Source organism: Caballeronia sp. Sq4a, assembly GCF_023170545.1.
Classification (GTDB): domain Bacteria; phylum Pseudomonadota; class Gammaproteobacteria; order Burkholderiales; family Burkholderiaceae; genus Caballeronia.
This window is the reverse complement of the sequence record NZ_CP084250.1, coordinates 2251873-2274876: the sequence shown is the minus strand read 5'-3', so window position 1 is coordinate 2274876 and position 23004 is coordinate 2251873. Positions and strand designations below refer to the sequence as shown.

Annotated in this window: 20 protein-coding genes; 6 read left to right on the top strand and 14 right to left on the bottom strand. The window is 65.7% G+C overall.

All coding sequences use genetic code 11. The features are described from left to right. Positions 1–16 precede the first annotated feature (16 nt). The 5 genes from LDZ24_RS10765 to lpxK form a co-directional block, all read right to left on the bottom strand. On the bottom strand, positions 17–775 hold the full coding sequence (locus LDZ24_RS10765; protein ID WP_248320440.1) for a 3-hydroxyacyl-CoA dehydrogenase: 759 nt from the start codon (positions 773–775) through the stop codon (positions 17–19). A gap of 120 nt (positions 776–895) precedes the next feature. Beyond that, the gene (adk, locus tag LDZ24_RS10760) at positions 896–1561 is read right to left on the bottom strand and encodes an adenylate kinase (protein WP_175944852.1); all 666 of its coding nucleotides are present in this window, start codon (positions 1559–1561) and stop codon (positions 896–898) included. Positions 1562–1845: 284 nt separating this feature from the next. Continuing rightward, positions 1846–2637 (bottom strand): 3-deoxy-manno-octulosonate cytidylyltransferase, encoded by a 792-nt coding sequence (gene kdsB, locus LDZ24_RS10755; RefSeq protein ID WP_248320439.1) that lies wholly within the window; start codon positions 2635–2637, stop codon positions 1846–1848. Positions 2638–2647: 10 nt separating this feature from the next. Next, entirely contained in the window at positions 2648–2854 is a 207-nt protein-coding gene (locus tag LDZ24_RS10750; protein WP_206466865.1) for a Trm112 family protein, read from the bottom strand. Further along, positions 2835–3851, bottom strand: a complete 1017-nt coding sequence (gene lpxK, locus LDZ24_RS10745) for a tetraacyldisaccharide 4'-kinase (protein WP_248320438.1) — start codon at positions 3849–3851, stop codon at positions 2835–2837. Before lpxK ends, LDZ24_RS10750 begins: the two co-directional genes overlap by 20 nt. 490 nt (positions 3852–4341) lie before the next feature. Between lpxK and xseA the strand changes: the two genes are divergently transcribed. The 3 genes from xseA to LDZ24_RS10730 all read left to right on the top strand — a co-directional run bounded on the left by xseA (position 4342) and on the right by LDZ24_RS10730 (position 7526). Continuing rightward, positions 4342–5709: an exodeoxyribonuclease VII large subunit gene (xseA, locus tag LDZ24_RS10740; protein WP_248320437.1), complete on the top strand. Its 1368-nt coding sequence runs from the start codon at positions 4342–4344 to the stop codon at positions 5707–5709. A gap of 208 nt (positions 5710–5917) precedes the next feature. Next, positions 5918–6496 (top strand): superoxide dismutase, encoded by a 579-nt coding sequence (locus LDZ24_RS10735; protein ID WP_248320436.1) that lies wholly within the window; start codon positions 5918–5920, stop codon positions 6494–6496. A gap of 262 nt (positions 6497–6758) precedes the next feature. After that, positions 6759–7526, top strand: coding sequence for a hypothetical protein (locus LDZ24_RS10730; protein ID WP_248320435.1), 768 nt, complete (start codon positions 6759–6761; stop codon positions 7524–7526). Between the two features lie 240 nt (positions 7527–7766). On the opposite strand, the gene LDZ24_RS10725 is transcribed toward LDZ24_RS10730, so the two are convergent. The 7 genes from LDZ24_RS10725 to LDZ24_RS10695 all read right to left on the bottom strand — a co-directional run bounded on the left by LDZ24_RS10725 (position 7767) and on the right by LDZ24_RS10695 (position 16186). Beyond that, positions 7767–9080 (bottom strand): glycosyltransferase family 87 protein, encoded by a 1314-nt coding sequence (locus LDZ24_RS10725; RefSeq protein WP_248320434.1) that lies wholly within the window; start codon positions 9078–9080, stop codon positions 7767–7769. 43 nt (positions 9081–9123) lie between these two features. After that, positions 9124–9486: an SMR family transporter gene (locus LDZ24_RS10720; RefSeq protein ID WP_175944835.1), complete on the bottom strand. Its 363-nt coding sequence runs from the start codon at positions 9484–9486 to the stop codon at positions 9124–9126. 21 nt (positions 9487–9507) lie between these two features. Then, complete coding sequence (locus LDZ24_RS10715; protein WP_248320433.1) at positions 9508–10929, bottom strand: UbiA family prenyltransferase; 1422 nt, start codon at positions 10927–10929, stop codon at positions 9508–9510. A 230-nt stretch (positions 10930–11159) separates the two neighbouring features. Continuing rightward, complete coding sequence (locus LDZ24_RS10710) at positions 11160–12434, bottom strand: EAL domain-containing protein (RefSeq protein WP_248320432.1); 1275 nt, start codon at positions 12432–12434, stop codon at positions 11160–11162. 224 nt (positions 12435–12658) lie between these two features. Beyond that, entirely contained in the window at positions 12659–14092 is a 1434-nt protein-coding gene (mdtD, locus tag LDZ24_RS10705; RefSeq protein ID WP_248320431.1) for a multidrug transporter subunit MdtD, read from the bottom strand. A 14-nt stretch (positions 14093–14106) separates the two neighbouring features. Beyond that, a complete protein-coding gene (locus LDZ24_RS10700; protein ID WP_175944828.1) occupies positions 14107–14853 on the bottom strand; it encodes a GntR family transcriptional regulator in 747 nt (248 codons plus the stop codon). 112 nt (positions 14854–14965) lie between these two features. Then, positions 14966–16186 carry an MFS transporter gene (locus LDZ24_RS10695; RefSeq protein ID WP_248320430.1) on the bottom strand — a complete coding sequence of 407 codons (1221 nt, stop codon included), beginning with the start codon at positions 16184–16186 and terminating at the stop codon, positions 14966–14968. A gap of 339 nt (positions 16187–16525) precedes the next feature. Here LDZ24_RS10695 and xdhA point away from each other — a divergent pair, with 339 nt between their 5' ends. Genes xdhA through xdhC form a run of 3 tightly spaced genes read left to right on the top strand, consistent with a single transcriptional unit; the run spans position 16526 to position 20921 of the window. Next, entirely contained in the window at positions 16526–18040 is a 1515-nt protein-coding gene (gene xdhA / locus LDZ24_RS10690) for a xanthine dehydrogenase small subunit (protein ID WP_248320429.1), read from the top strand. Between the two features lie 14 nt (positions 18041–18054). Beyond that, positions 18055–20418, top strand: a complete 2364-nt coding sequence (xdhB, locus tag LDZ24_RS10685) for a xanthine dehydrogenase molybdopterin binding subunit (protein WP_248320428.1) — start codon at positions 18055–18057, stop codon at positions 20416–20418. Next, positions 20415–20921 (top strand): xanthine dehydrogenase accessory protein XdhC, encoded by a 507-nt coding sequence (xdhC, locus tag LDZ24_RS10680; RefSeq protein WP_248320427.1) that lies wholly within the window; start codon positions 20415–20417, stop codon positions 20919–20921. Before xdhB ends, xdhC begins: the two co-directional genes overlap by 4 nt. A gap of 7 nt (positions 20922–20928) precedes the next feature. Here xdhC and LDZ24_RS10675 read toward each other — a convergent pair whose 3' ends face one another. Then, the gene (locus LDZ24_RS10675) at positions 20929–21846 is read right to left on the bottom strand and encodes an AraC family transcriptional regulator (RefSeq protein ID WP_248320426.1); all 918 of its coding nucleotides are present in this window, start codon (positions 21844–21846) and stop codon (positions 20929–20931) included. 12 nt (positions 21847–21858) lie between these two features. Further along, positions 21859–22827, bottom strand: coding sequence for a LysR family transcriptional regulator (locus tag LDZ24_RS10670; protein WP_248320425.1), 969 nt, complete (start codon positions 22825–22827; stop codon positions 21859–21861). Positions 22828–23004: the final 177 nt, after the last annotated feature.

The window sequence follows — 23004 nt, the reverse complement described above, 5'->3', positions numbered from 1 at the left end:
GATTCAACCGGCGCCTTTATTTCGGCTGCATGCGGATGGCGCCGTCGAGGCGGATCACTTCGCCGTTGAGCATCGGGTTGTCGAAAATCTGCTTGACCAGCATCGCGAACTCGTCCGGCTTGCCGAAGCGGGAAGGGAACGGCACCATCGCGCCGAGCGCCGTCTGCACGTCGGGCGGCATGCCGAGCAGCATCGGCGTTTCGAAGATGCCCGGCGCAATCGTCATCACGCGAATGCCGCTGCGCGCGAGATCGCGTGCGATCGGCAGCGTCATGCCCACGACGCCGCTTTTGGACGCCGCATACGCCGCCTGCCCGATTTGCCCGTCGAATGCCGCCACCGACGCCGTATTCACGATCACGCCGCGCTCGCCCGCCACGTTCGGCTCGTTCTTCGACATCGCGTTGGCCGCGAGCCGGATCATGTTGAACGTGCCGATCAGATTGACCGCGACGACCTTGCTGAACAGATCGAGCGGGTGAGGACCGTCGCGCCCGACCGTCTTCGATGCCGGCGCGATGCCCGCGCAGTTCACGAGGCCGCGCAGCGTGCCGAGCTTCGTCGCGGCATTGACGGCGCGTTGTCCGTCGTCTTCGCGGCTCACGTCGCACTTCACGAACACGCCGGACAATTCACGCGCAAGCGCTTCGCCCGCGGCTTCGTTCATGTCGGCGATCACGGGCTTGCCGCCATTGCCCGCGACGACGCGCGCGGTCGCCGCGCCCAGACCCGACGCGCCGCCCGTGATCAATACAACGTTGTCTTTCATCTCCATGTGTCTTCTCCTTGTAGTGTGGCCCTCGCGGGCGACGCGTCGATTGTAGCCAACGCGTTGCCGCGAGCGCGCACAAAAAAACCCGCTCGTTCGGAGCGGGTTTCTTGGATGCTCGGCTGCTTACTTCAGCGCAGCGAACACGCGATCGCGGATTTCATCGACACTGCCGGAACCCGAGATGCGCCGGTATTGCGGCGCCTTCAGGCCGTCTTCGGTCGCGCCCGACTTCGCCCAGTCGTTGTAATACGCGATGAGCGGCTTCGTCTGCGCGTCGTACACGTCGAGACGCTTGCGCACGGTCTCTTCCTTGTCGTCCTCGCGCTGGATGAGCGGCTCGCCGGTCACGTCGTCCACCATGTCGTTCTTCGGCGGATTGAACGTGACGTGATACGTGCGCCCCGACGGCGCATGCACGCGACGCCCGCTCATGCGGGTGATGATCTCGTTGAAGGGCACGTCGATTTCGAGCACGTAGTCGATCACGACGCCGGCGCTCTTCATGGCTTCAGCCTGCGGAATGGTGCGCGGAAAGCCGTCGAACAGATAACCGTTGGTGCAGTCGCTTTCCAGCAGCCGCTCCTTCACCAGATTGATGATGAGCAGGTCCGGCACGAGTTCGCCCGCGTCCATGTAGCGTTTCGCCTCGACGCCGAGCGGGGAGCCGGCTTTCACGGCGGCGCGCAGCATGTCGCCGGTGGAAATCTGCGGAATGCCGAATTTCTCCTTGATGAAGTTTGCCTGGGTGCCCTTGCCCGCGCCGGGTGCGCCCAACAGGATCAACCGCATGGTGATATCTCCGAATCGTCTAGAAACCGCTGGCGCGAGGTTCGTGACATCCGGCGGCGACGCTCGGGCGGCGTCGACGACAGGCGGCGCGGCCGATTCGACAGGCAGCGCGGCACCCGCGGACAGCGGCGCAACGTTGAGCGTGGCGCTGACCGGAAGGCTCGCGCAATCGCTTGATTATGCCACGCCTCATTACGATCGCGGCCCTGATAGCGATTATGGAAACCGCTAAGACGCCCGTCGCGCGGGCGTTTGGCGGGGTATACACCGGTTGCGCGATGCGTTCAGTTCGCGCGTGCGAAGAGCGCCTGCACGCGCGCGAGGTCCGCGGGCGTGTCGACGCCGGGCGGTGGCGCGTCTTGCGTGACAAGCACCGCAATGCGCTCGCCGTGCCACAGCGCGCGCAGTTGTTCGAGCGCTTCGGCCGCTTCGATGGGCGCTTGAGCGAGCGTCGGGAAGTCGCGCAGAAACTTCGCGCGATAGGCGTAGAGGCCGATATGCCGCAGCACGTTGTCCGGCACGGCGGGCAGCGCGGACAGCGAGGCGACGTCCGGCCAGTGCGGCTGCCACGCATCGCGCGACCACGGAATCGGCGCGCGAGAAAAGTAGAGCGCGACGCTTTTCGCATCCAGCGCGACCTTCACCACGTTCGGATTGAAGACGTCGGCGGGATCGTGGATCGGATGCGCAGCCGTGGCGATCGCGCATTCGCCGTGCGCGGAGAGATGCGTGGCGACGTCGCGCACGAGTTGCGGGTCGATCAGCGGTTCGTCGCCCTGCACGTTCACGACGATGGTCTCGTCGCTCCAGTTCAGGCGCGTGGCGACTTCGGCGAGGCGGTCGGTGCCGGTCGGATGATCGCTGCGCGTGAGCATCACCTCGATACCGTGATCGCGCGCTGCTTCGACGACGAGGTGCGAGTCCGTCGCGACGAGCACGTGACTCGCGCCCGACTCGCGCGCCCGCTCGGCGACGCGCACGACCATCGGCTTGCCGCCGAGATCGGCGAGCGGCTTGTTCGGCAGCCGCGTGGACGCGAGACGCGCGGGAATGACGGCGATGAACGGCACGGACATGACGATGACTTCAGAGGTCGCCGACAGGCTTCAGCGGCGTGACGGGCGTGCCTTCGACCGTCTGTCGCGCTTCGTCCACGAGCATCACCGGAATGCCGTCGCGAATGGGATACGCGAGTTTGTCCGCGTTGCAGACGAGCTCCTGTGCCGCGCGGTCGTAGTTGAGCGGGCCCTTGCAGATAGGGCAGACGAGGATTTCAAGCAGACGTGCGTCCACGGAGTTTCTCCACAACGAGAGCGATGAGGCGAGGGCTGAGCACGGCTTGCACGGGAACGACCCAGATGCGCGCGTCGCGCCAGGCTCCGAATTTTACTGCATCCTTTTCCGTGATCAGGATCGCGTCCGCTTCGACCGAGGCGAACGGATTCTCGCGGTACGCGTAGTGATCGGGGAAGGCGCGAGTCGTCGGCGCGATGCCCGCCGCGCGCAGCGTCGCGAAAAAACGCTCGGGCGAGCCGATGCCCGCCGCCGCCACCACTTTCTCGCCGGCGAACTGCGCGAGCGGCCGGCGCACCGAGGGATCGTCGAGCAGCCACGCGTCGCCGGGTTCGAGATCGAGCGCGAACGTGTTCGCCCACGGCGGCAGCGTGCGGTCGTAAGGACTGTTGATGAGCGTGGCATCGCGATGGCGCGACATCGGCTCGCGCAAGGGACCTGCGGGCAGCAGAAAGCCGTTGCCGCCGAGCCGGTCGTCGAACACGACGAGTTCGAACACGCGCGCGAGGCGATAGTGCTGCAGGCCGTCGTCGCTCACGATCACGTCGACATTCGGATGCGCGTTCAGCAAAGCGCGCGCGGCGGCGACGCGGTCCGGGCAGACGAACACCGGCGCATGCGTGCGGCGCGCGATCAGAAGCGGCTCGTCGCCGACTTGGCTCGCGACGCTCGCGGGCGTGACGCTCGTCGGCTCTGCGACCTTTGCGCCGTATCCGCGGGAGACTACGCCCGGCTGGAAGCCCGCCGCCCGCAGCGCCTCGACGAGCGCGATGACGGTCGGCGTCTTGCCTGTGCCGCCGACGGTCACGTTGCCGACGACGACCACCGGCACGCCGACATCGACGCGCTTCATCCAGCCCACGTCGAACAGCGCGCGGCGCGTCGCGGCAATTGCGCCGAACACGCACGCAAACGGCGTCAGCGCCCACGCGACGCCGCCGCGCCGACGCCATTCGCGGGCAAAGAAGTTTTCGATCGGCGGCTTGAAGTCAGACATGGACCGCCTTCGCGCGGACGGCATTCAATGCGCAGTGACGCGGGAACGATGTCGGGTACGGCAGGGCGCGCAACGGCAACTCCTTCGATTTCGGTATGCGTTGTACGGTTCGACCGGCGGTGCGCGCTCAAAGGTCCGAAGCGACCTCGGAACCTCGCGAGCCGGTGCACGACCCGGCACTCTAGCGCGCGAACGCGCTCTTCGCCAGTCGGCGCAGCCGTTCGCGGCGCCGACGCGAACTGTGGATAACTCTGTGAAGAATTTGGCGTTCGAAAAGGCGAAATCCGCTTCAGGAAAGAGTTGCTTCGGGAAATTGCCTGGCTTTCCGAAAGAAAACGCGTCGAATCAAAGACTTGCTACGAACTCATGGGCGTCTGGCGGCCGTCGGGGAGCCGCATCGGTAAGTTCTTCTGTGTGGACACTTGCTACACTGGCGGGGCCTTGCCAGGCGGACCGCGCCGGGCGACGCGCCTTTCATCCGATCCGAACCATGACTCCCGATTCCTTGCCGACGCCAGGCGGCGACGCCGTCATCCCCGTTTCCGTGCTCAACCGTGCGATCGGCACGATGCTGGAGCGGTCGTTTCCGCTCGTCTGGGTATCGGGCGAAGTGTCGAACTTCACGCGCGCCGCGAGCGGCCACTGGTATTTTTCGATCAAGGACGCCAACGCGCAGATGCGCTGCGTGATGTTCCGAAGCCGCGCGCAGTACGCCGAGTTCGTGCCGCGCGAAGGCGACAAGATCGAAGTGCGCGCGCTCGTCGCCATGTACGAGCCGCGCGGCGAATTGCAACTGAGCGTCGAAGCGGTGCGGCGCACGGGGCAGGGGCGCCTATACGAAGCGTTTCTGCGCCTCAAGGCGCAACTGGAGAGCGAAGGCCTCTTCGCCGCCGAGCGCAAGCGCGCGCTGCCGACGCATCCGCGCGGAATCGGCATCGTTACGTCGTTGCAGGCCGCCGCGTTGCGCGACGTGCTGACGACGCTCGCGCGCCGCGCGCCGCATGTGCCGGTGATCGTGTATCCGGGGCCGGTGCAGGGCACGGGCGCCGGCGCGAAACTCGCGGCGATGGTCGAAGCGGCCAACGCGCGGCGCGAAGTCGACGTGCTGATCGTGTGTCGCGGCGGCGGGTCGATCGAAGACTTGTGGGCATTCAACGAGGAAGTGCTCGCTCGTGCGATTGCGGCGAGCGAACTGCCGGTGGTGAGCGGCGTCGGTCACGAGACGGACTTCACCATCGCCGATTTCGCCGCCGATGTCCGCGCGCCCACGCCGACCGGCGCAGCCGAGCTCGTGAGTCCGCAGCGCGTGTTGTTGCTGCGCGAGCTCGATCATCGGCACGCGGCGCTCGCGCGCGCCTTCGGACGCACGATGGAGCGTCGCGCGCAGCAACTCGACTGGCTCGCGCGCAGGCTCGTGAGTCCGGCCGAGCGGCTCGCGCGGCAGCGCGTCCATCTGCGGCAACTGGCAAGCCGTCTTGCAAGTGCCGGCGCGCGGCCCGTGCGCGATGCCCGCTCGCACTTCGCGCTCGTGCGGTATCGCTGGGAGCGCAGGCGGCCGGATGTCGCCGCGCAAGGCGAGCATGTGCTGCGGCTCGCGCAGCGCATGAAAAGCGCGAACGAGCGTCGTCGCGAGCGCGAGAAAGCGTGTGTGTCGGAACTGGCGGCGCGCTTGCAGGTGCTCAGCCCGCAGCGCACGCTGGAACGCGGTTATGCCGCGTTCATCGACACGCAAACGGGCCGAGCGCTGCGCGCGCCGAACGCACTCAAGCCCAAGCGCGCGCTCACGGTGCACCTCGCGCAAGGCTCGGCGGATGTCGTTCTCGCCGACGTTCAGCCGCGTCTGTCCGACGATTTCTGACGCGTTTCGCGCTCGCGTCACGGCGTAATTTCGACGTGGCGCGAAGCGCGGCCGCGAGCACTTTTTACGCCGCTTTTGACGGTACGAAAGCGATCATGCTCATAAAGGCGGGCGGTTTGCGGGGTTATCCCAACTCGCCTACAATCCATTGCTCCACTGCTTCACTCCTCACAGTCCCACAATCCACATAGAAAGGAAGCTCGCAATCATGGAACATACGCTCCCGCCGCTGCCGTTCGACAAGAACGCGCTTGCTCCGCACATGTCGGAAGAAACGCTCGAGTTTCACTATGGCAAGCACCACCAGACCTATGTGACCAAGCTCAACGAGCTGATCAAGGGCACTGAATTCGAGAACATGCAGCTCGAAGAAATCGTGAAGAAGTCGTCGGGCGGCGTGTTCAACAACGCTGCTCAGACGTGGAATCACACGTTCTTCTGGAACAGCCTGTCGCCGAACGGCGGCGCTCCGACCGGCGCGCTGGCCGACGCGATCAACGCGAAATACGGCTCCTTCGACAAGTTCAAGGAAGAGTTCGCGAAAGTCGCCGTGGGCACGTTCGGCTCGGGCTGGACGTGGCTCGTGAAGAAGACGGACGGCTCGCTCGATATCGTCTCGACGAGCAACGCCGCGACGCCGCTGACCACCGACAGCAAGCCGCTCGTCACGCTGGACGTGTGGGAGCATGCGTACTACATCGACTATCGCAATGCGCGTCCGAAGTTCATCGAGGCATTCTGGAACATCGTGAACTGGGACTTCGCTTCGAAGAATTTTGGCGCGTAAATGGATGATGGGTTGTCGCCGAGGTGACAACCGGATGTGCCGGACAGCGAGTCCGGTCAGCGTTCCGAAGATAAAGCCCTCCGTGCGAGGGCTTTTCTTTTGACTCAGGAGATACGACGCGCTGCGCGAAGCGGTGGTGAGCGCGGCATAGACGCTTCGCAAGCTCGCCTGATTAAAGTTTCCCTGCGCGATTCCGTTATTTCATTGTCGGCATCCGTCGAGAGCGGCGGCCTGTGCTCACTCCGAAGACAATGAACTCGCCATGAAACTCGTATCGAAACTCTGCCTGCTCGCTCTGCCCATCCTCGCCGCATGCGGCGGCGGCGGCGACGACAAGACCTGCGTGTCGGATCTCAGCAATCTGACCAAATCCTGCGTTCCGAAAACGTCTCACGCATTGCCCGAAGGCCTCTGGTACGGGTCGGCGAATTCGTCGCAGTCGTTCGCGGCGCAGACCATCGTGCTGGAAACCGGGCAGTACTTCAGCATCTATACGCAGAGCGGCTCGTTCGTCTGGATGATCGAGGGCATCATGACGGCCACCGACGGCGCGTTCTCCGATTCCGCGACGGTCGGCTTCCACAACCTCGGCGCCATTCGCGCAGGCTCCCTGACGGGCAACTTCACGGCGAAGAGCGCACTGACCGCCACCACGAGTCTCTTCGTGAGCCCCGACACGACCGCCACCGCCTTCAACGGCAACTACAACACGACCTACGACACGCCGCTCGCCTTGAGCGATGTCGCGCGTACGTGGACGAGCGGCTCGGGCTTCAACCCCGTCTCGACCATCACCTTCGCGGCCGACGGCACGGCCAACGGCACGCAAAGCGCCTGCACGTTCACGGGCAGCTTCAAGCCACGCGCAACCGGCAAGCATCTGCTCGACGGCACGCTGAACTTCAGCGGCGCGTTGTGCGGTCTCAACAACGTGTCGATGCCCGTCGAAGCGACGGTCGTGAATGGCTTGCTCACCGTGATCGGCGTGACGCCGCAGCGGGATCAGGCGTTCTATCTGGCGGCGCAGTAAGCGTGGTGTCGTTGCGGGCCGAGGGGCGGTGCACGAGAGACCGAAGCCTCGGCTGACGCAATCGAGCGGATGCCATCAGCAACGCCGCAAGCGGCCGTTTCATGCGTTCATCCACGCCCGCCCGATAAAATAGCGGTCTTTTCCTGCACCACCGCTTCATCATGAAACGCTTCGCTGCCCTCTGCGTCGCGGCGTGGACTTCCGCCGCGCTGCTTTACTTCGGACGCCACTCCGCCGCGCTCATCGTGATGTCGGGTGTGCTCGCGCTGGCGGCGTTCGATCTTCTGCGCCCGGAATCGAACGAACGCGCGTGACGCCGCCGGTCGCGAAGTATCGCGCGACGAGCAGCGCGTACAGCAGCCATACCGCGACCGTGTAGCTCGCGCCGCGCGACGCGAACGCCATCACCGCGACCGCCAGGCTCGCGAGCAGCAATTCGACTCGCGGCGCGACCCGCGACAGCCGCGCGCCGGGCCGCTCGAATGCCGTGCCGAACAGAATGCACACCGGGATCAGCGCAACGACCAGATGCACCGGCTCCAGCATCGGGGATGCGACGAGCATCGTCATCGTGGCGAGCGCGAAGTCGATGCGACGGTCCGCGTGGCGCCGCGCCACCAATACCACGGCCAGCGTGCAGACCACCGAGGCGGTGGCAAGCCATACCGCGCCGAGCATCGGCTGAGACGCGCTGAGGCCGGCGCTCTCCATCACCGTTTGCAGGCCGCCGCGCAGCGCAACGTTGATCGGCGCGCCGCCAAGCATGAGGTTCTGCGTGTTGAGGCGCGGCATGTCGGACACGACGTAATGCCAGATCGCATGAAAACCGAGCGCCCACGCAGTGATCGCGGTCAGCACGACGGACGTGACGAACGTGAACAGGGCAGTGCGCCATTCACGTCGCAAGAGCAGAAGGCCCGCAATGGTGATGGGCGTCACCTTCAGCGCGATCGCTGCGCCGAGGAACACGCCCGCGAGCCCGCGATTGCCGCGATCGATGAAGAAGAACGTCGCCGCGAGCAGGAAGAAGAGCAACTCGTTCGACTGGCCCCAGTAGACATCGTCGAAGAAAGGGCGGCTCAAGAGCGCGAGCGCGACGATCAGCAGCACGACGCCGCGATCCGCGCCCCGATACGCGAGCTTCGCGACCATCGCGACGCCCAGCGCGAACAGCACCAGCGATCCGCCGACCCACACGGTCTTCGCCCCGAGCGGCGAGAGCGCGCCGAGCGGCGAGAACAGCCACGCGAATTGCGGCGGATACGCATAAAACACGTCCATGCCGGTATCGCGGGCGCCGATCGAGCGCATGAACGCGACGAGGCCCGCGTGATCGTAGAGCACCGTCGCATCGGCGGGATGGCTGAGCACGGTCGTGAACGCGTACAGGTAGTAATTGAAATCGCTGAACGCATTCGCGGGATCGGCCCGGAACTGCGCGTAGACGTGCGGCACGCGCGCCGCGATCATCGCTAGTGCAACGACGATCAACGTCGTCGAAATCGCGCCGAGACTCGGCGCGGACTTGCCCGTGGCAGTCCGTGAGATCAGCATGACAGTTCCCCGAAACGACTCTTTTATTTGATATTCGCGCCGCTCAGGCCGTGGCCGGAGCGGGCGCGTAAAGCAGCAGAACACTTGCGATCAACAACGTGGCGCCGGCAAGCGTGCGCAGCGACATCGCCTCGCCGAGCACCACGCCGAACAGCATGATTTCGAGTATCGTCACCGCGACCATCAGCGGATACGCCACGCTCAGTTCCACGCGCCGCAGCGCGAGCGCATACAGCACGAAGCCCGCGCCATAAGCGCCGATCGCCCCGAGCCGGTAGATGAGCGCGCGCGGCTCCATGCCGAAGACGAGCGCGTGGCCGCTCGCCGGCAGCGTGCCCGCGAGACGCAGCAGGATACTCGCGAGCGCGCTGCACGTGCCGCTCAGAAGAAGCGTGATGTATTGCATGAAGCGCAGTCAGGTTGGGAGCTAGATCGCCGCGACGATCGTGGCGATGCATAGACAGATGACGAGCAGGCTCAGGCGGTTTTTGATCGCGTAGACGATCGGGTCGTCGTGCATCTCGCCGCGAAACGCGAGCATCCACACGCGACTCACCCAGTACAGCAAGAGCCCGAAGAGCACCCATAGCGCGTGCGGATGCCGATACAGCAGCCGCACGTCCGACGAGTTCAGATACAGCGCCAGCACCAACACGGCGACATAGCCCGACGCGGTGCCGAACGAACGCAGAATGCCGAGATCCTGCGTGACGTAGCCGCGCCCGGCCGCCGACACCTTGCCGTCGCGCAAGAGGGCGTCGAGTTCCGTGTAACGCTTGACCATCGCGAGGCTCAGGAAGATGAGCACCGAGAACATGATGAGCCAGTCCGACAGCAGGATATCGGCCGCCGCGCCGCCCGCGATCACGCGCGACGTATAAAGCGCGGCGAGCGTGAAGACATCCACCAGCATCAGGCGCTTGAGCTTGAACGAATACGCGAGCGTCACGATGAAGTAGCCGCCGAGCACCAGCTGGAAGTTGGGCGCGAGTTGCCCGGCAAGCGCGGCGGATGCGACGAGCAGCGTCAACGTGAGCGCCATGCCGTAGGTCAGCGGCAGCTGGCCGGACGCGAACGGCCGGTTGCGCTTCTTCGCGTGGCGACGGTCCGAGTCGAGATCGAGCATGTCGTTCAGCAGATACACCGCGGAGGCGCAGAAGCTGAACGAGAAGAACGCGAGCGTTTCGTCGAGCAGCATCGCCGGATCGGTGAAGCGGTGCGACGCGAGCAGCGGCACGAAAATCAGCAGGTTCTTCACCCACTGGTACACGCGCATTTCCTTGAGCGTCAGCCGAACGAGCGAGCGCTTTTCTTCGAAGAAGACGATCGTCTTGTTCACCTTCTCCGCCGCCGCCGCGATGTGCCGGTTGCCGACGACGATCGCCTGCCGCGACGCCTTCCAGACCGGCACGTCGGCGAGCGCGTTGCCGCAGTAATCGAAACCGTGCGCGCCGAATTCCTTCGTGAGCGCGCCGGCCTTTTGGCTGCCTTTGAGATTGTGCGCGTGGTCGCTCGCAAGCACGCCCGTGAAGATGCCGAAGTGCTTGGCGATCTGTTCTGCGAACTGTTTGTTCGACGCCGTGCAGAGATAAAGGTCGCGTCCCGATTGACGCTGCTCCCGCAGATATTCGACGAAACGCGCGTTATACGGCAGCACGGACACGTCGATGGCCACGCGCTCGGCGATCTGCGCCTTCAGATAAGCCTTGCCGCGCAAGAGCCAGACGAAACAGTAGAGGATATAGACCGGATTCTTCTTGACGAGCACGAGGAACGATTCGACCAGCAGATCGGTGGCGGTCAGCGTGCCGTCCAGATCGACGCACAGGGGAACGCTAGCTTCGGCCATGATTTCCTCGTTGCGATCATTCGTCGTGAGATTCGGGCGAGCGCCGCCGAACCGTTTGCGTACAGAATAACGAGGGCTCTTTTTCTAGCTCTGTGCGTTAGGGCACTCGTGTCGCGCGCCCGAGACAGTACGGTATCTGTTTCCCTAGGTTTCGTGAATTGTTTGGGACCGCTTGCTTTCGGGGACGGATGCGGCGCTGTTAAGTAAGCGCCGCATGGAAGAAAGGCGTCTCAGCGGCGCTTCGGCACGCCTTCCCAGTTGATGTCGACGCACAGCACCTGGAGCCCGTAAGGCGTTTGCGCCGCGATGGACGCCGTCACGCACAGGTGCGCCTCGTTGATCGACAAATACGGTGCCGTGAGATGCACGCGCCCCGGCGCGCGCAGCGCCTCGATGAAATAGGGCCGGCGTTCCCAACTTGCGCCTTCCGAATGCAGCAGCGGGCTGAAGCGCTTCGCGCGCTGCGACGTGCGCACCACAGGCACGACGTTGTCGCCGATCTGCCGGCCTGCGTGGTCGAGCAGGAAACAGCGCGCGGTGTCGGCCAGTTGCAGCAATTCGCTCGTGGCGGCGGCGAGCGCCTCGCCTTCCATCAGCTTGACGGCGGCGCGTTCCAGTCCGCTCACGTACGGTTCGAGCCGCGCGGCCTGCGCGCGCTCGCGGGCCGCGACCCGTTCGCGCGATGCCGCCGAGAGCGCGTCCATCGTTTTTGCCGCGACTTCGCTGTGCACGGCTTCGACGCTCGGCTGCGCGAAATACGCGCCCTGCACGAAATCGACGTTGCATTCGAGCGCGATGAGCGCGTCGCGTTCGGTGGCGAGGCCGCCCATCAGCACAAGTTGGCCGGATTCGTGAAGCAGCGACACGAGCCGCGGCAACACGCGTTCGATATGGGAATGCTCCGTCGCCTGCTGAAGAATGCAGCGGTCGAGCGAGACGATATCGGGCCGCAACTGCCACACGCGGTCGATGTTCGAATGCTTCACGCCGAAGCCGTCGAGTGCGATCAAAAAGCCCGACTTGCGCAGTGAATCGACGATCTCGGAAAAGCGCGTCGTCTCGCCGCCGGCCTGCTCGGGCACTTCGAGCACCACGCGCTGCGGCGGCAGGCCGATGTCCTTCAGCGCGGCGAGCAGCGCGTCGCCGTAGCTCGTGTCCATCAGCGCGGCCGGATGCAGGCTGAGGAAAAGCCATTCGTCGTGGCTGTCGAACGCATTGAAGTTGCCGAGATGCAGCGATTCGGCGAGCCGGCCAAGTTCCAGCAAGTCGCCGCGCCGGGCCGCCTGCGTGAAGACCTCGTGCGACGGCACATGCCGATGCGTCTCGTCGCGCGCGCGCAGCGACGCGTGATAGCCGATCGCCCGCCGGTGCGACACCGAAAACACCGGCTGAAACACGCTGAACACGGTGTATTCGCCATACAGCACGGTGCGACGCGAGCCGTCGTCGCCGGCAACGGGGCGCGGCGGCTGGAAGCGGGGAGGGTCGAGATCAACCATGCTCATGGTCTGACGGGCGTCGATCGGCTTTATGAGATAGCGGCAGTTTACAAGATCGCATCCGATCATTCGAGCAAGAAGCATGCAAATCGAGCATCGGCGCGGGTTTGCGCAGTGCGGCGCGTGCATTCGTCCGCTCATTGCGGGTCGGGATGACGTCGGGCGTCGCGTCGCGGTGCCGCGCGCACCACTGCGGTGCTGCGCGACGTCGCGATGGGGAGCGCAATCGCTCAGTTCGCTTCCGACGGGTCCGGCTTCTTGCGCCCGCCGCGCACTTCCGGCGCGAGTTGCGCGAAGATCCACGCGGTCGCCGCGGTGATGACGCCCACGCACAGGAAGGTCGCGTGGAACGCAGGCAGCGAATTCGTTTCGGTGACGCGCGGAAGGAGCCCGGTGAAGGTTGAGAGAATCGCGCCCGCGACGGTCACGCCGAGACTCATCGATAGCATCTGCACGAGCGAAAACAAGCTGTTGCCGCTGCTCGCGCCGCCGGTGCCGAGGTCCTTCAGCGTGAGCGTGTTCATCGCGGTGAACTGCATCGAATTGACGGCGCCGAACGCGGCCAGTTGCACGAGCCGCAGCCATAGCGGCTGATGCGCGCTCGTGAGCGCGAAGCTCGCCATCATCAGGCCGACGAGCACGGTGTTCGTCACCAGCACGCGCCGATAACCGACGCGCTCGATCAGCCGCGTGACGAGCCGCTTGCTCGCCATGCCGGCGGCGGCGACGGGCAGCATCATCATGCCCGCCTGAAACGCCGTGTAGCCGAGGCTCACTTGCAGCAAGAGCGGAATGAGATACGGCATGGCGCCGCTGCCGATCCGCGCGAACAGGTTGCCGAGCAAGCCGACGCTGAACGTGTGAATCTTGAAGAGATCGAGCGAGAAGATGGGTTGCGCGGCGCGCGTCGCGTGCAGCCCGTAAGCGACGAAGCAGCCGACGCTCAGAATCAGCAGCACGAGCACGATGGCGTGCTGAAGGCCGAGGTCGGCGAGACCGTCGAGCGAAATGGTCAGCGCCACCATGCCGACCGCGAGCAGCAGATAGCCCGCGAGATCGAAGCGCGCGGTCGCGGGATTGCGGCTGTCGGGCATGTACAGATTCGTCGCGATGCAGCCGATGACGCCGACCGGCACGTTGATCAGGAAGATCCAGTGCCACGACGCGATCTGCACGAGCCAGCCGCCGAGCGTCGGACCGATGAGCGGCCCGATGAGCCCCGGAATCGCGACGAACGCGAGCGCCGAGAGATAGCGTTCCGCCGGAAAGACGCGCAGCACGGCGAGCCGGCCGACCGGCAGCAGCATCGCGCCGCCCACCCCCTGCACCACGCGAAACGCGACGAGCCCGGTGAGCGACTGCGCCTTCGCGCACAACAGCGAGCCGATGGTGAAGATCAGGATCGCGCTGAAAAACACGCGCCGCGTGCCGAGCTTGTCCGCGAGCCAGCCGGAGACCGGGATCATCATCGCCATGGTCAGCGAGTACGCGATCACGACGCCCTGCATGCGCAGCGGCGCTTCGCCGAGGCTTCGCGCCATCGCGGGAAGCGCGGTGTTGACGATCGTCGAGTCGAGCGTCTGCATGAAGAAGCCCGTCGCGACGAGCCACAGCATGATGGTGAGCGATCGGTCGGACGGCTGGACTGTGGCGGTGTCGGTCATGGCGGGCGACGTCGTTATTTGCGAAGCTCGGCGACGAAGTCGTAGTAGTCGTTGCGGCAGTAGGTATCGGTCAGCTCGATCGCGCGCTGGTCCGCCGTGTAGCCGACACGCGTGATGAGCAACAGCGCGTCGTGCGGCGCGATGCCCATCTGTTCAGCAATCTCCGGACTCGCGTTCACGGCGCGAAAGTGCTGCAACGCGCGCACGATGGAAAGGCCGCGCGTGTCGAGATAGCTGTAAAGCGAATCGCCGATGGCGAGCGGATCGGGGATCAGCGCGGCGGGGAAGGTGGAGTTTTCGACGGCCATCACGGTGTCGTCGGCAAGGCGCAGGCGCTTCAAACGCGCGACGGTGGCCGCGGGCGAGAGGCCGAGTTGAATGACTTCTTCGCGATTGGCCGGCTCGATGGTGCGCGAAAGCCACTTCGAGCTCGGCTGAAAACCGCGCCGGCGCAGCATTTCGGAGAAGCTCGACAGACGCGAAAGCGGGTCTTCGTAGCGCGGCCGGATGAAGCTGCCCGCGCCTTGTTCGCGTCGAATGAGCCCTTGCTCGACCAGCAGCGCGATCGCCTTTCTCGACGTGATCCGCGAAACGCCCAGCGCTTCCGAGAGCACGCGCTCCGAGGGCAGCGCTTCGCCCGCGTTCCAGCGGTTGTCGTGAATGGCGTTGGCGAGCTTGCGGGCGAGTTGAAGATAGAGCGGAGTGTCGCTGTCCGGGTCCGGGCGCAGGTCGCGCCAGCGGTCTTCCGTGGTCGAGTTCATAAATCGGACGCTGTGGGGCCAAGCGGCGATTTTAAGACAAAGAGCGGGCAAAATTTCCGGCGTTTGCCTGCTCTTTCGGACGAGAGAGTGGAGCGATCCGCGAATCGACCGTTCACGCGGTTGCCGGGCCGCCCACGCCGCGCCCGGCGCGCATGTAGAGCGCCACCGACAACGCCACCGCCGATGCCGCCGCCAGCGCCGCGAACAGGAACACCGAGCCGTAGCCGAATTCGCCTGCGACATAGCCGGCGAGCGGCCCGGTCAGGCCGAGCGACAAGTCGAGGAACACCGAGTACGCGGAGAGCGCCGCGCCGCGGCTCGCGGGCGGCACGAGGCCGACGGCTTCCACGCCGAGCGCCGGAAACACGAGCGCGAAGCCGCATCCGGTCAACGCCGCGCCGGCCAGCGCGAAGGTGGGCTCGGCGGAGAGCCACAGCATCAGCAGGCCCGCGCATTCCAGCGCGAACGAGACGATGGCGACGCGAAAACCGCCGTAGACCTTGATCGTGTTGGCGAACAAGAGGCGCGCGCCGACGAAGGTCGTGCCGAACACGGTGAGCGAAAGCGCCGCGTTCGGCCAGTGGTGCGCGGCATAGAAGAGCGTGATGAACGTGGCGATCGACCCGAAGCCCGCGGAACCGAGCGCGAGTCCGAGTCCATGCGGCAGCACGCGGAAGAACACGCTGCGATACGACATGCGCTCGCCGTGAACGATAGGCACGCTCGCCATGCGCGTCGCGAGCCAGTAGCCGATGCCGCCCAGCGCGATCACGATGAAGCCGAGCGACGCGAAGCCGAGCGAATGGTCGATGGCCACGCCGAGCGGCGCGCCGATCGCAAGCGCGCCGTACGTCGCGATGCCGTTCCACGAGATCACCTTCGCGTTATGCGCGACGCCCACGCGCCCGATGCCCCACGTGATCGAGCCGGTACCGACCCAGCTTTCGCCGAAGCCGAGCACGAGCCGCGCGATCACGAGCAGCACGAGGCTCACCGCGTGCCATTGCGCCGCGAGCGCGGAGCACAGCAGCAGCACGCCGCTCGCCGCGCAGGCGGCCAGCCCGTACAGCACCGTTCGCTTCGGCCCGAGCGTGTCAGCGGTGCGGCCCGCGAGCGGCCGCGACATCAGTGTGGCGAAGTACTGGACGCTGATCGCCGCGCCCGCCATCACTGAGCCGTAGCCCAAATCCGTATGCACGAAGCCCGGCAGCACCGCGAGCGGAATGCCGATCGTCAGATAGCAGAGGAACGTGTACAGCACGACCGACACGATCCGGAGAGTGACGGCGAAATCGCCTTGCGGCGCGGCGGCGGTGCGGGGCTGGGTGGACATAGGGAAAGTGCGGACTTGAATTCGGCGCGAAGGCGTGATTGTCCCATATGTTGCGGCGCAGCGTCGCAGCCTTTTTTAACCAGATGGATCAAATTCGCCGGGAGCACGGTCGTGCCGGATCGCCGAAAGCCTTGTCGGGTAAGGCGCTGGCGACTTATCGCGGGGCGAATATGTCGCTCATGCAATGTCCGCTATGGGTTCCGCATTTTGGCGGTGATAGCTTTCGAACCATCGAGGCGGTCGGACTATTCCGAAAATACCCGGCCCGAACCTCACCGCCACCGGCTGCGCACCCCGCGCAACCAGCAAGAAGCCATGAAGCCCCGCGAGACACTCGTCATGACCCAGCCGATCCGCTTTTATCACCGCAACGCGATCCGCGAAGTGAGCGGCGCGTCGCCCACGCGCACCGTCCTTCAATATCTGCGCGAAGACGCGCGCTGCACCGGCACCAAAGAAGGCTGCGCCGAGGGCGATTGCGGCGCGTGCACGGTCGTCGTCGGCGAGCCGGACGGCGCGGGCGGCGTCGCGTTTAAGGCGGTCAACGCGTGCGTGCAGTTCCTGCCGACGCTCGACGGCCGCGCACTGTTCACCGTCGAAGACCTGCGCCAGCCCGACGGCTCGCTGCATCCGGTGCAGCAGGCGCTCGTCGATTGCCACGGTTCGCAGTGCGGCTTCTGCACGCCGGGATTCGCCATGTCGATGTTCGCGCTGTATGAGAAGCACGGTCACGCGACCACCGGCTGCGCGCACCGCACGACGCCGTCGCGCGAGGAAATCAGCAACGCGCTGACCGGCAACCTGTGCCGCTGCACGGGCTACCGGCCGATCATCGACGCGGCCGAGCGCATGTTCGATCACGCGCCGCTCTCGCCCGTCGATGTGCAGTCGCTCGCCCGCACGCTCGACACCATCGCCCGCGACGACACGTTCCACTACGAGCACGCCGGCCGCCAGTTCGACGCGCCGCGCACGGTCGAGGCGCTCGCGAAGATCAAGGCCGAGAAGCCGGACGCGCGCATTCTCGCGGGCAGCACGGACGTCGGCCTGTGGGTGACGAAGCAATTGCGCGATATCGGCGACATCGTCTATGTCGGACAGATCGATGCGTTCAGGCGCGTCGAGACGACGGACGAGTGGATCGAGATCGGCGCGGGCGCGAGCGTCGAGCGCGCGTACGCGGAACTCGCGAAGACCTATCCCGAACTGGAAGAGATGTGGCTGCGGTTCGCGTCGCTGCCGATCCGCAACGCCGGCACGCTCGGCGGCAACGTGGCGAACGGCTCGCCCATCGGCGATTCGATGCCCGGACTCATCGCGCTGAGCGCTCGCGTGGTGCTCGGGAGCATCGACGGCACGCGGGAAATGCCGCTCGAAGACCTGTACCTCGCGTATCAGAAGAAGGACATGGCCGAGCATGAGTTCGTCGCGGCGGTGCGCGTGCCGACACGCACGGGAAAACGCGCGAATCTGCGCTTCCGGACTTACAAGCTGTCCAAACGCTTCGATTCCGACATCTCCGCCGTGTGCGCCGCGTTCGCGTATATCGCGGATGGCGACGTGATCCGCGAGCCGCGCATCGCGTTCGGCGGCATGGCCGCGACGCCCAAGCGCGCCGCGCGCGCCGAAGCCGCGCTCGCCGATGCGCAGTGGCACGAAGCCACGGCGCAGGCCGCGATGCGCGCGCTCGGCGAGGACTACGCGCCGCTCACCGACATGCGGGCGAGCAGCGGCTATCGGCTGGAGACGGCGAAGAGCCTGTTGTACCGCTTCTGGCTGGAGACGCGCCCGCACAATCCGCTCGCGAAATCGAAGCTGGATGTGCGCGCGATCGAACTCGTCGAAGCGAAATAAGGACACACACGAACATGAATCAGCAAGCCGAAGCCTTTCTCGCCGACGCGCAGTCCCACGTCAACGACGCCGACGCGTTCAAGCAGGTCCACGTCTCGCGACCGCATGAATCCGCGCATCTGCACGTGAGCGGCCGCGCGAGCTATACCGACGACATTCCGCCCGTCGCGGGCACGCTGCACGCCGCGCTCGGCCTGAGCCCGAAGGCGCACGCGAAGATCGTGTCGATGAACTTCGACGCGGTGCGCGCGACGCCGGGCGTGGTCGCCGTCTTCACCGCCGAGGACATTCCCGGCGTGAACGACTGCGGCCCGATCATCCACGACGATCCGATTCTCGCGCCGGGCGTCGTGCAGTACGTCGGCCAGCCGATGTTCATCGTGGTCGCGACGTCGCACGACACGGCGCGGCTCGCGGCGCGTCGCGCGTCGATCGAATTCGAAGATCTGCCCGCCGTGCTCACCGCCGAAGACGCGCGCCGCGCGGAATCGTACGTGCTCAATCCACTCAAGCTCGCGCGCGGCGATGCAGACAGCGCGACGTCGAAGGCCGCGCATCACGAACGCGGCGCGATGAAGCTCGGCGGCCAGGAGCAGTTCTATCTCGAAGGCCAGATTGCGTACGCGGTGCCGAAGGACGACGACGGCATGCACGTCTACTGCTCGACGCAGCATCCGACGGAAATGCAGCATCTCGTCGCGCATGTGCTCGGCGTGCATTCGCACAACGTGCTCGTCGAATGCCGGCGCATGGGCGGCGGATTCGGCGGCAAGGAATCGCAGTCGGGCATCTTCGCCTGCTGCGCGTCGCTCGCGGCGTGGAAGCTGTTGTGTCCGGTGAAGCTGCGCCCCGACCGCGACGACGACATGATGATTACCGGCAAGCGCCACGATTTCGTGTACGACTTCGAAGTGGGCTATGACGACGAAGGCGTGATCGAGGGCGTGGCCGTCGACATGACTTCGCGCTGCGGCTTTTCCGCCGATCTGTCCGGCCCGGTGATGACGCGCGCCGTCTGTCACTTCGACAACGCGTACTGGCTGCCGAACGTCGCCATCGAAGGCTATTGCGGCAAGACCAACACGCAGTCGAACACCGCGTTTCGCGGCTTCGGCGGGCCGCAGGGCGCGTTCGCGATCGAGTACATCATGGACAACATCGCGCGTTCGGTGGGCCGCGATCCGCTCGATGTCCGCATCGCGAATCTGTACGGCAAGACGGAGAACAACCGCACGCCGTACGGCCAGACGGTCGAGGACAATGTGCTGCACGAGCTCATCGGCGAACTGGCCGCGACCAGCGACTATCGCCGCCGCCGCGAGGCCGTGCGCGAGTTCAACGCGAACAACGAGATTCTGAAGAAGGGACTGGCGCTGACGCCGGTGAAGTTCGGCATCGCGTTCAACGTCACGCACTTCAATCAGGCCGGCGCGCTCGTTCATATCTACACCGATGGCTCGATTCTCGTGAACCACGGCGGCACCGAAATGGGCCAGGGGCTGAACACGAAGGTGGCGCAGGTCGTCGCGCATGAACTGGGCATCGACTTCGGCCGCGTGCGCGTGACGGCGACGGACACGAGCAAAGTGGCGAATACGTCGGCGACGGCGGCATCGACCGGAACGGATTTGAACGGCAAGGCCGCGCAGGACGCCGCGCGCCAGTTGCGCGAGCGGCTCGCGACATTCGCGGCGGAGAAGTTCGGCGCGGGCACGGTGCCGGCGGCGAGCGTGCGCTTTGCCAACGACTGCGTGATCGTCGGCGAAGATGCGATTCCGTTCGGCGAAGTCGTCGCGAAGGCGTATCTCGCGCGCGTGCAACTGTGGTCCGACGGCTTCTACGCGACGCCGAAGCTCTACTGGGATCAGGCGACGATGCAGGGCCGCCCGTTCTTCTATTACTCCTACGGCGCGGCGGTGTCGGAAGTGGTCATCGACACGCTCACCGGCGAAATGCGCGTGCTGCGCGCGGACGCGCTGCATGACGTGGGCGCGTCGCTGAATCCGGCGCTCGACATCGGGCAGGTGGAAGGCGCGTTCGTGCAGGGCATGGGCTGGCTCACGACGGAAGAACTCTGGTGGAACAAGGACGGCAAGCTGATGACGCACGCGCCGTCGACCTATAAGATCCCGACGGTCAACGACATGCCCGCCGATTTCCGCGTGTCGCTCTTCAAGAATCGGAACGCGGAGGACAGCATTCATCGCTCGAAGGCCGTAGGCGAGCCGCCGCTGCTGCTGCCATTTTCGGTGTTCTTCGCGATCCGCGATGCAGTCTCCGCGGTCGGCGATCACAAGGTGAATCCGCCGCTGAACGCTCCGGCGACGTCCGAGGAGATTCTGCGCGCGGTCAATGCAGTGAGGAGCGCGCGGTCATGATGCACGTCGTCGTGTTCGGCGCGGGCCACGTCGGCCATGCGCTCGTGAAGGTGCTGGGCACGCTGCCGTGCGTCGTCCAATGGGTCGATGCTCGCGACGAGCTTTTCCCCGACGAGGTGCCCGCGAACGTGCAGATCGAAGCGACGGATATGCCGGACGCGATCGTCGATGAAGCGCCCGCCGGGGCGTACTTCATCGTGATGACGCACGATCATTCGCTCGACTTCGCGCTCACGCAGCGCATCATGCGGCGCGACGACTTCGCGTATTTCGGGCTCATTGGCTCGAAGACGAAGCGCGTGAAGTTCGAGCGGCGATTGATGGAGCGCGGGTTGGCGGCTGAACGGCTCGTCGACATGACATGCCCGATCGGCGTCGAAGGGATCGTGGATAAAGCGCCGGCGTCGATTGCGCTGGCGGTCGCGGCGCAGGTGTTGCGGGTGCGGGAAGAACGGGCGCGGTCGAATGCTTCGATGCCGGGCGCGCGGCGCGCAATGATCTAAGCGCGCCTCACGCCCCGAACCCCCGCTCCGCCCGAAACTTCCCCGGCGCGACGCCATACACCTCTTTGAACCGCTTGCTGAACGCCGCTTCCGACTGATAGCCGACGTTCGCCGCGACATCCGCGATGCTCTTCTTGGTGTGCGTGAGCATGGTGCTCGCGAGCTGCATGCGCACATGGCCCAACAGCGCGAGCGGCGAGCTTTCCGAATGCGCCGAGAACGCGCGCATGAACGTGGCGCGCGACATTGCCGCTTCCTTTGCGAGCATTTCGAGCGTCCACGGATCGGCGGGGCGTTCGAGCATCGCGATCACGGACGCGCCCAGCCGCCGGTGCGCCAACAGCGCGAGCACGCCCGACAGCGACGGCTGCTCGGCGAGCCACGCGCGCAAGACCATCGCGAAGAGTGCAGTGGAAAGCGCCGCCACGATCGACGGCGCGCCGAGCTGCGCTTCCTCCGCCTCGCGACACATCGCCGCGACCAGCGGGCCGAGATAGGGCGCCGACGCGCGCGTGAACGACACGTGCACCGCGTCCGGCAACACGTCGATGAGAAGCGCGCGCGGCGCATACGTGAAGCGTCCGCACAGCAAATCCACCGCCGGCTGCGCTTCGCCGCAATTACTGCGCACCGTGACCGCGCCGTTGTCGCGCGTCTGCATTTCGCCAGCGCGTGCGTCGCCATCCGCGACGTGAAGCACGTGCGCGTCGCCGCGCGGCAGAAAGAGAATATCGCCTGCTTTCAGGTCGATCGGCGCATGGCCCTTGCGCGACACCGTGCACGCGCCGTCCAGGACGACGTGATACGCCGCCTCGCCGGCCGGCGCGGGCGTGTGATCCACTTCGAGCGGGCCGCGCAAGAGACAACGCAAATCGAGCGTGCCGGAAAGCTGCGCGAGTTGAATCAAGCGATCGAGAGCGTCCATGTCGTGAGCACGTTATTTGGCGACGGCCGCAGCGAACTCATGCACCGGCGCGGTTTTTCGGCCGATGAGCGAGTCCGACACGCGCGACATCAGCGCGCACAGCCACGCCACATCGGTCGATTGGTCCGACTGCGGCCGCGACAGTCGATAGCACTTGATGCGCGGAAACGGCACCGGCGAATCCAGCACCGCGAGCGGCAGCATCGCGGCATAGTGTTGCGCGAAACGCCGCGGCGCGGTGAAGATCAGGTCCGATTGCAGCAGCACCTGCGGCACGAGACCAAAATACGGAATCGTTGTGACAATTCTCCGGCGGATGCCCGCGCGCGCGAGCCCGATGTCGATCGGATGACGCTTCGCGCCGCTGTACGGCGTCGGCGCGAGGTGCGCGGCGAGCGCGTAGCGTTCCACCGTCAGCGGCTCGCGCGCGAGCGGATGGTTCGCGCGCATCAGGCAGACGAAGACGTCGGAGAAGAGGTCCTGTCGCTCGAAGCGCGGCTCGGGCTTCGTCCAGTTGGCGACCATCAGGTCGATCTCGCCTTCGTCGAGCGCGCGCTCGTGATCGCGCATCGGGTTCAGCGATTCGATTTCGAGGCGCGCATGGGGCGCGGCGTCGCGAAACGCGGCGACGAGCGTCGGCATGAAGAAATCGTTCAGATAATCCGGCGCGGCGAGCCGGAAGGTGCGGCGCGAATGGGCGGGATCGAAATCGCCGTGCGGCGTCGCGACGAACTCCACCTCGCGCAGCGCGCGCTGCGCGGGCGCGAGCAGCGTCTCGCCGTATTCGGTCGGCACCATGCCCTGCTTGCCGCGCACGAGAATCGGATCGTTCAGGATCTCGCGCAGGCGGCGCAGCGCCGTGCTGATGGCCGGCTGCGTCTGGTTCAGGCGCTGGGCGGTCTGCGTGACGCTGCGTTCCAGAAGAAGCGTGCGCAGCACGCGGATCAGCCAGATGTCGAGGGAATCGGCGGGTTCGTTCATGGGCTTTGCGTGGGACCGGAGGCCGAAGCGCCGTGTCGGGTGCGGCAACGGTTGCCACAGACGGCGCGGAGACGGCGCGGCGCACGGCCGCAACCGCAGTTAACCCTGTTCCGATTTTTGACGCCATAGCGCATGCCCTATGCGTGGCATAGGCGCGGCATAGGCGAGGGCCGCGAA

Coding starts and splice junctions, on each gene's coding strand:
- xdhA (WP_248320429.1), top strand. CDS start 16,526: ATGACCCAGCCGATCCGCTTTTATCACCGCAACGCGATCCGCGAAGTG.
- xseA (WP_248320437.1), top strand. CDS start 4,342: ATGACTCCCGATTCCTTGCCGACGCCAGGCGGCGACGCCGTCATCCCC.
- adk (WP_175944852.1), bottom strand. CDS start 1,561: ATGCGGTTGATCCTGTTGGGCGCACCCGGCGCGGGCAAGGGCACCCAG.
- xdhB (WP_248320428.1), top strand. CDS start 18,055: ATGAATCAGCAAGCCGAAGCCTTTCTCGCCGACGCGCAGTCCCACGTC.
- LDZ24_RS10710 (WP_248320432.1), bottom strand. CDS start 12,434: ATGAGCATGGTTGATCTCGACCCTCCCCGCTTCCAGCCGCCGCGCCCC.
- LDZ24_RS10765 (WP_248320440.1), bottom strand. CDS start 775: ATGGAGATGAAAGACAACGTTGTATTGATCACGGGCGGCGCGTCGGGT.
- LDZ24_RS10715 (WP_248320433.1), bottom strand. CDS start 10,929: ATGGCCGAAGCTAGCGTTCCCCTGTGCGTCGATCTGGACGGCACGCTG.
- lpxK (WP_248320438.1), bottom strand. CDS start 3,851: ATGTCTGACTTCAAGCCGCCGATCGAAAACTTCTTTGCCCGCGAATGG.
- LDZ24_RS10735 (WP_248320436.1), top strand. CDS start 5,918: ATGGAACATACGCTCCCGCCGCTGCCGTTCGACAAGAACGCGCTTGCT.
- mdtD (WP_248320431.1), bottom strand. CDS start 14,092: ATGACCGACACCGCCACAGTCCAGCCGTCCGACCGATCGCTCACCATC.
- LDZ24_RS10675 (WP_248320426.1), bottom strand. CDS start 21,846: ATGGACGCTCTCGATCGCTTGATTCAACTCGCGCAGCTTTCCGGCACG.
- LDZ24_RS10730 (WP_248320435.1), top strand. CDS start 6,759: ATGAAACTCGTATCGAAACTCTGCCTGCTCGCTCTGCCCATCCTCGCC.
- LDZ24_RS10725 (WP_248320434.1), bottom strand. CDS start 9,080: ATGCTGATCTCACGGACTGCCACGGGCAAGTCCGCGCCGAGTCTCGGC.
- LDZ24_RS10670 (WP_248320425.1), bottom strand. CDS start 22,827: ATGAACGAACCCGCCGATTCCCTCGACATCTGGCTGATCCGCGTGCTG.
- LDZ24_RS10720 (WP_175944835.1), bottom strand. CDS start 9,486: ATGCAATACATCACGCTTCTTCTGAGCGGCACGTGCAGCGCGCTCGCG.
- LDZ24_RS10700 (WP_175944828.1), bottom strand. CDS start 14,853: ATGAACTCGACCACGGAAGACCGCTGGCGCGACCTGCGCCCGGACCCG.
- xdhC (WP_248320427.1), top strand. CDS start 20,415: ATGATGCACGTCGTCGTGTTCGGCGCGGGCCACGTCGGCCATGCGCTC.
- LDZ24_RS10695 (WP_248320430.1), bottom strand. CDS start 16,186: ATGTCCACCCAGCCCCGCACCGCCGCCGCGCCGCAAGGCGATTTCGCC.
- kdsB (WP_248320439.1), bottom strand. CDS start 2,637: ATGTCCGTGCCGTTCATCGCCGTCATTCCCGCGCGTCTCGCGTCCACG.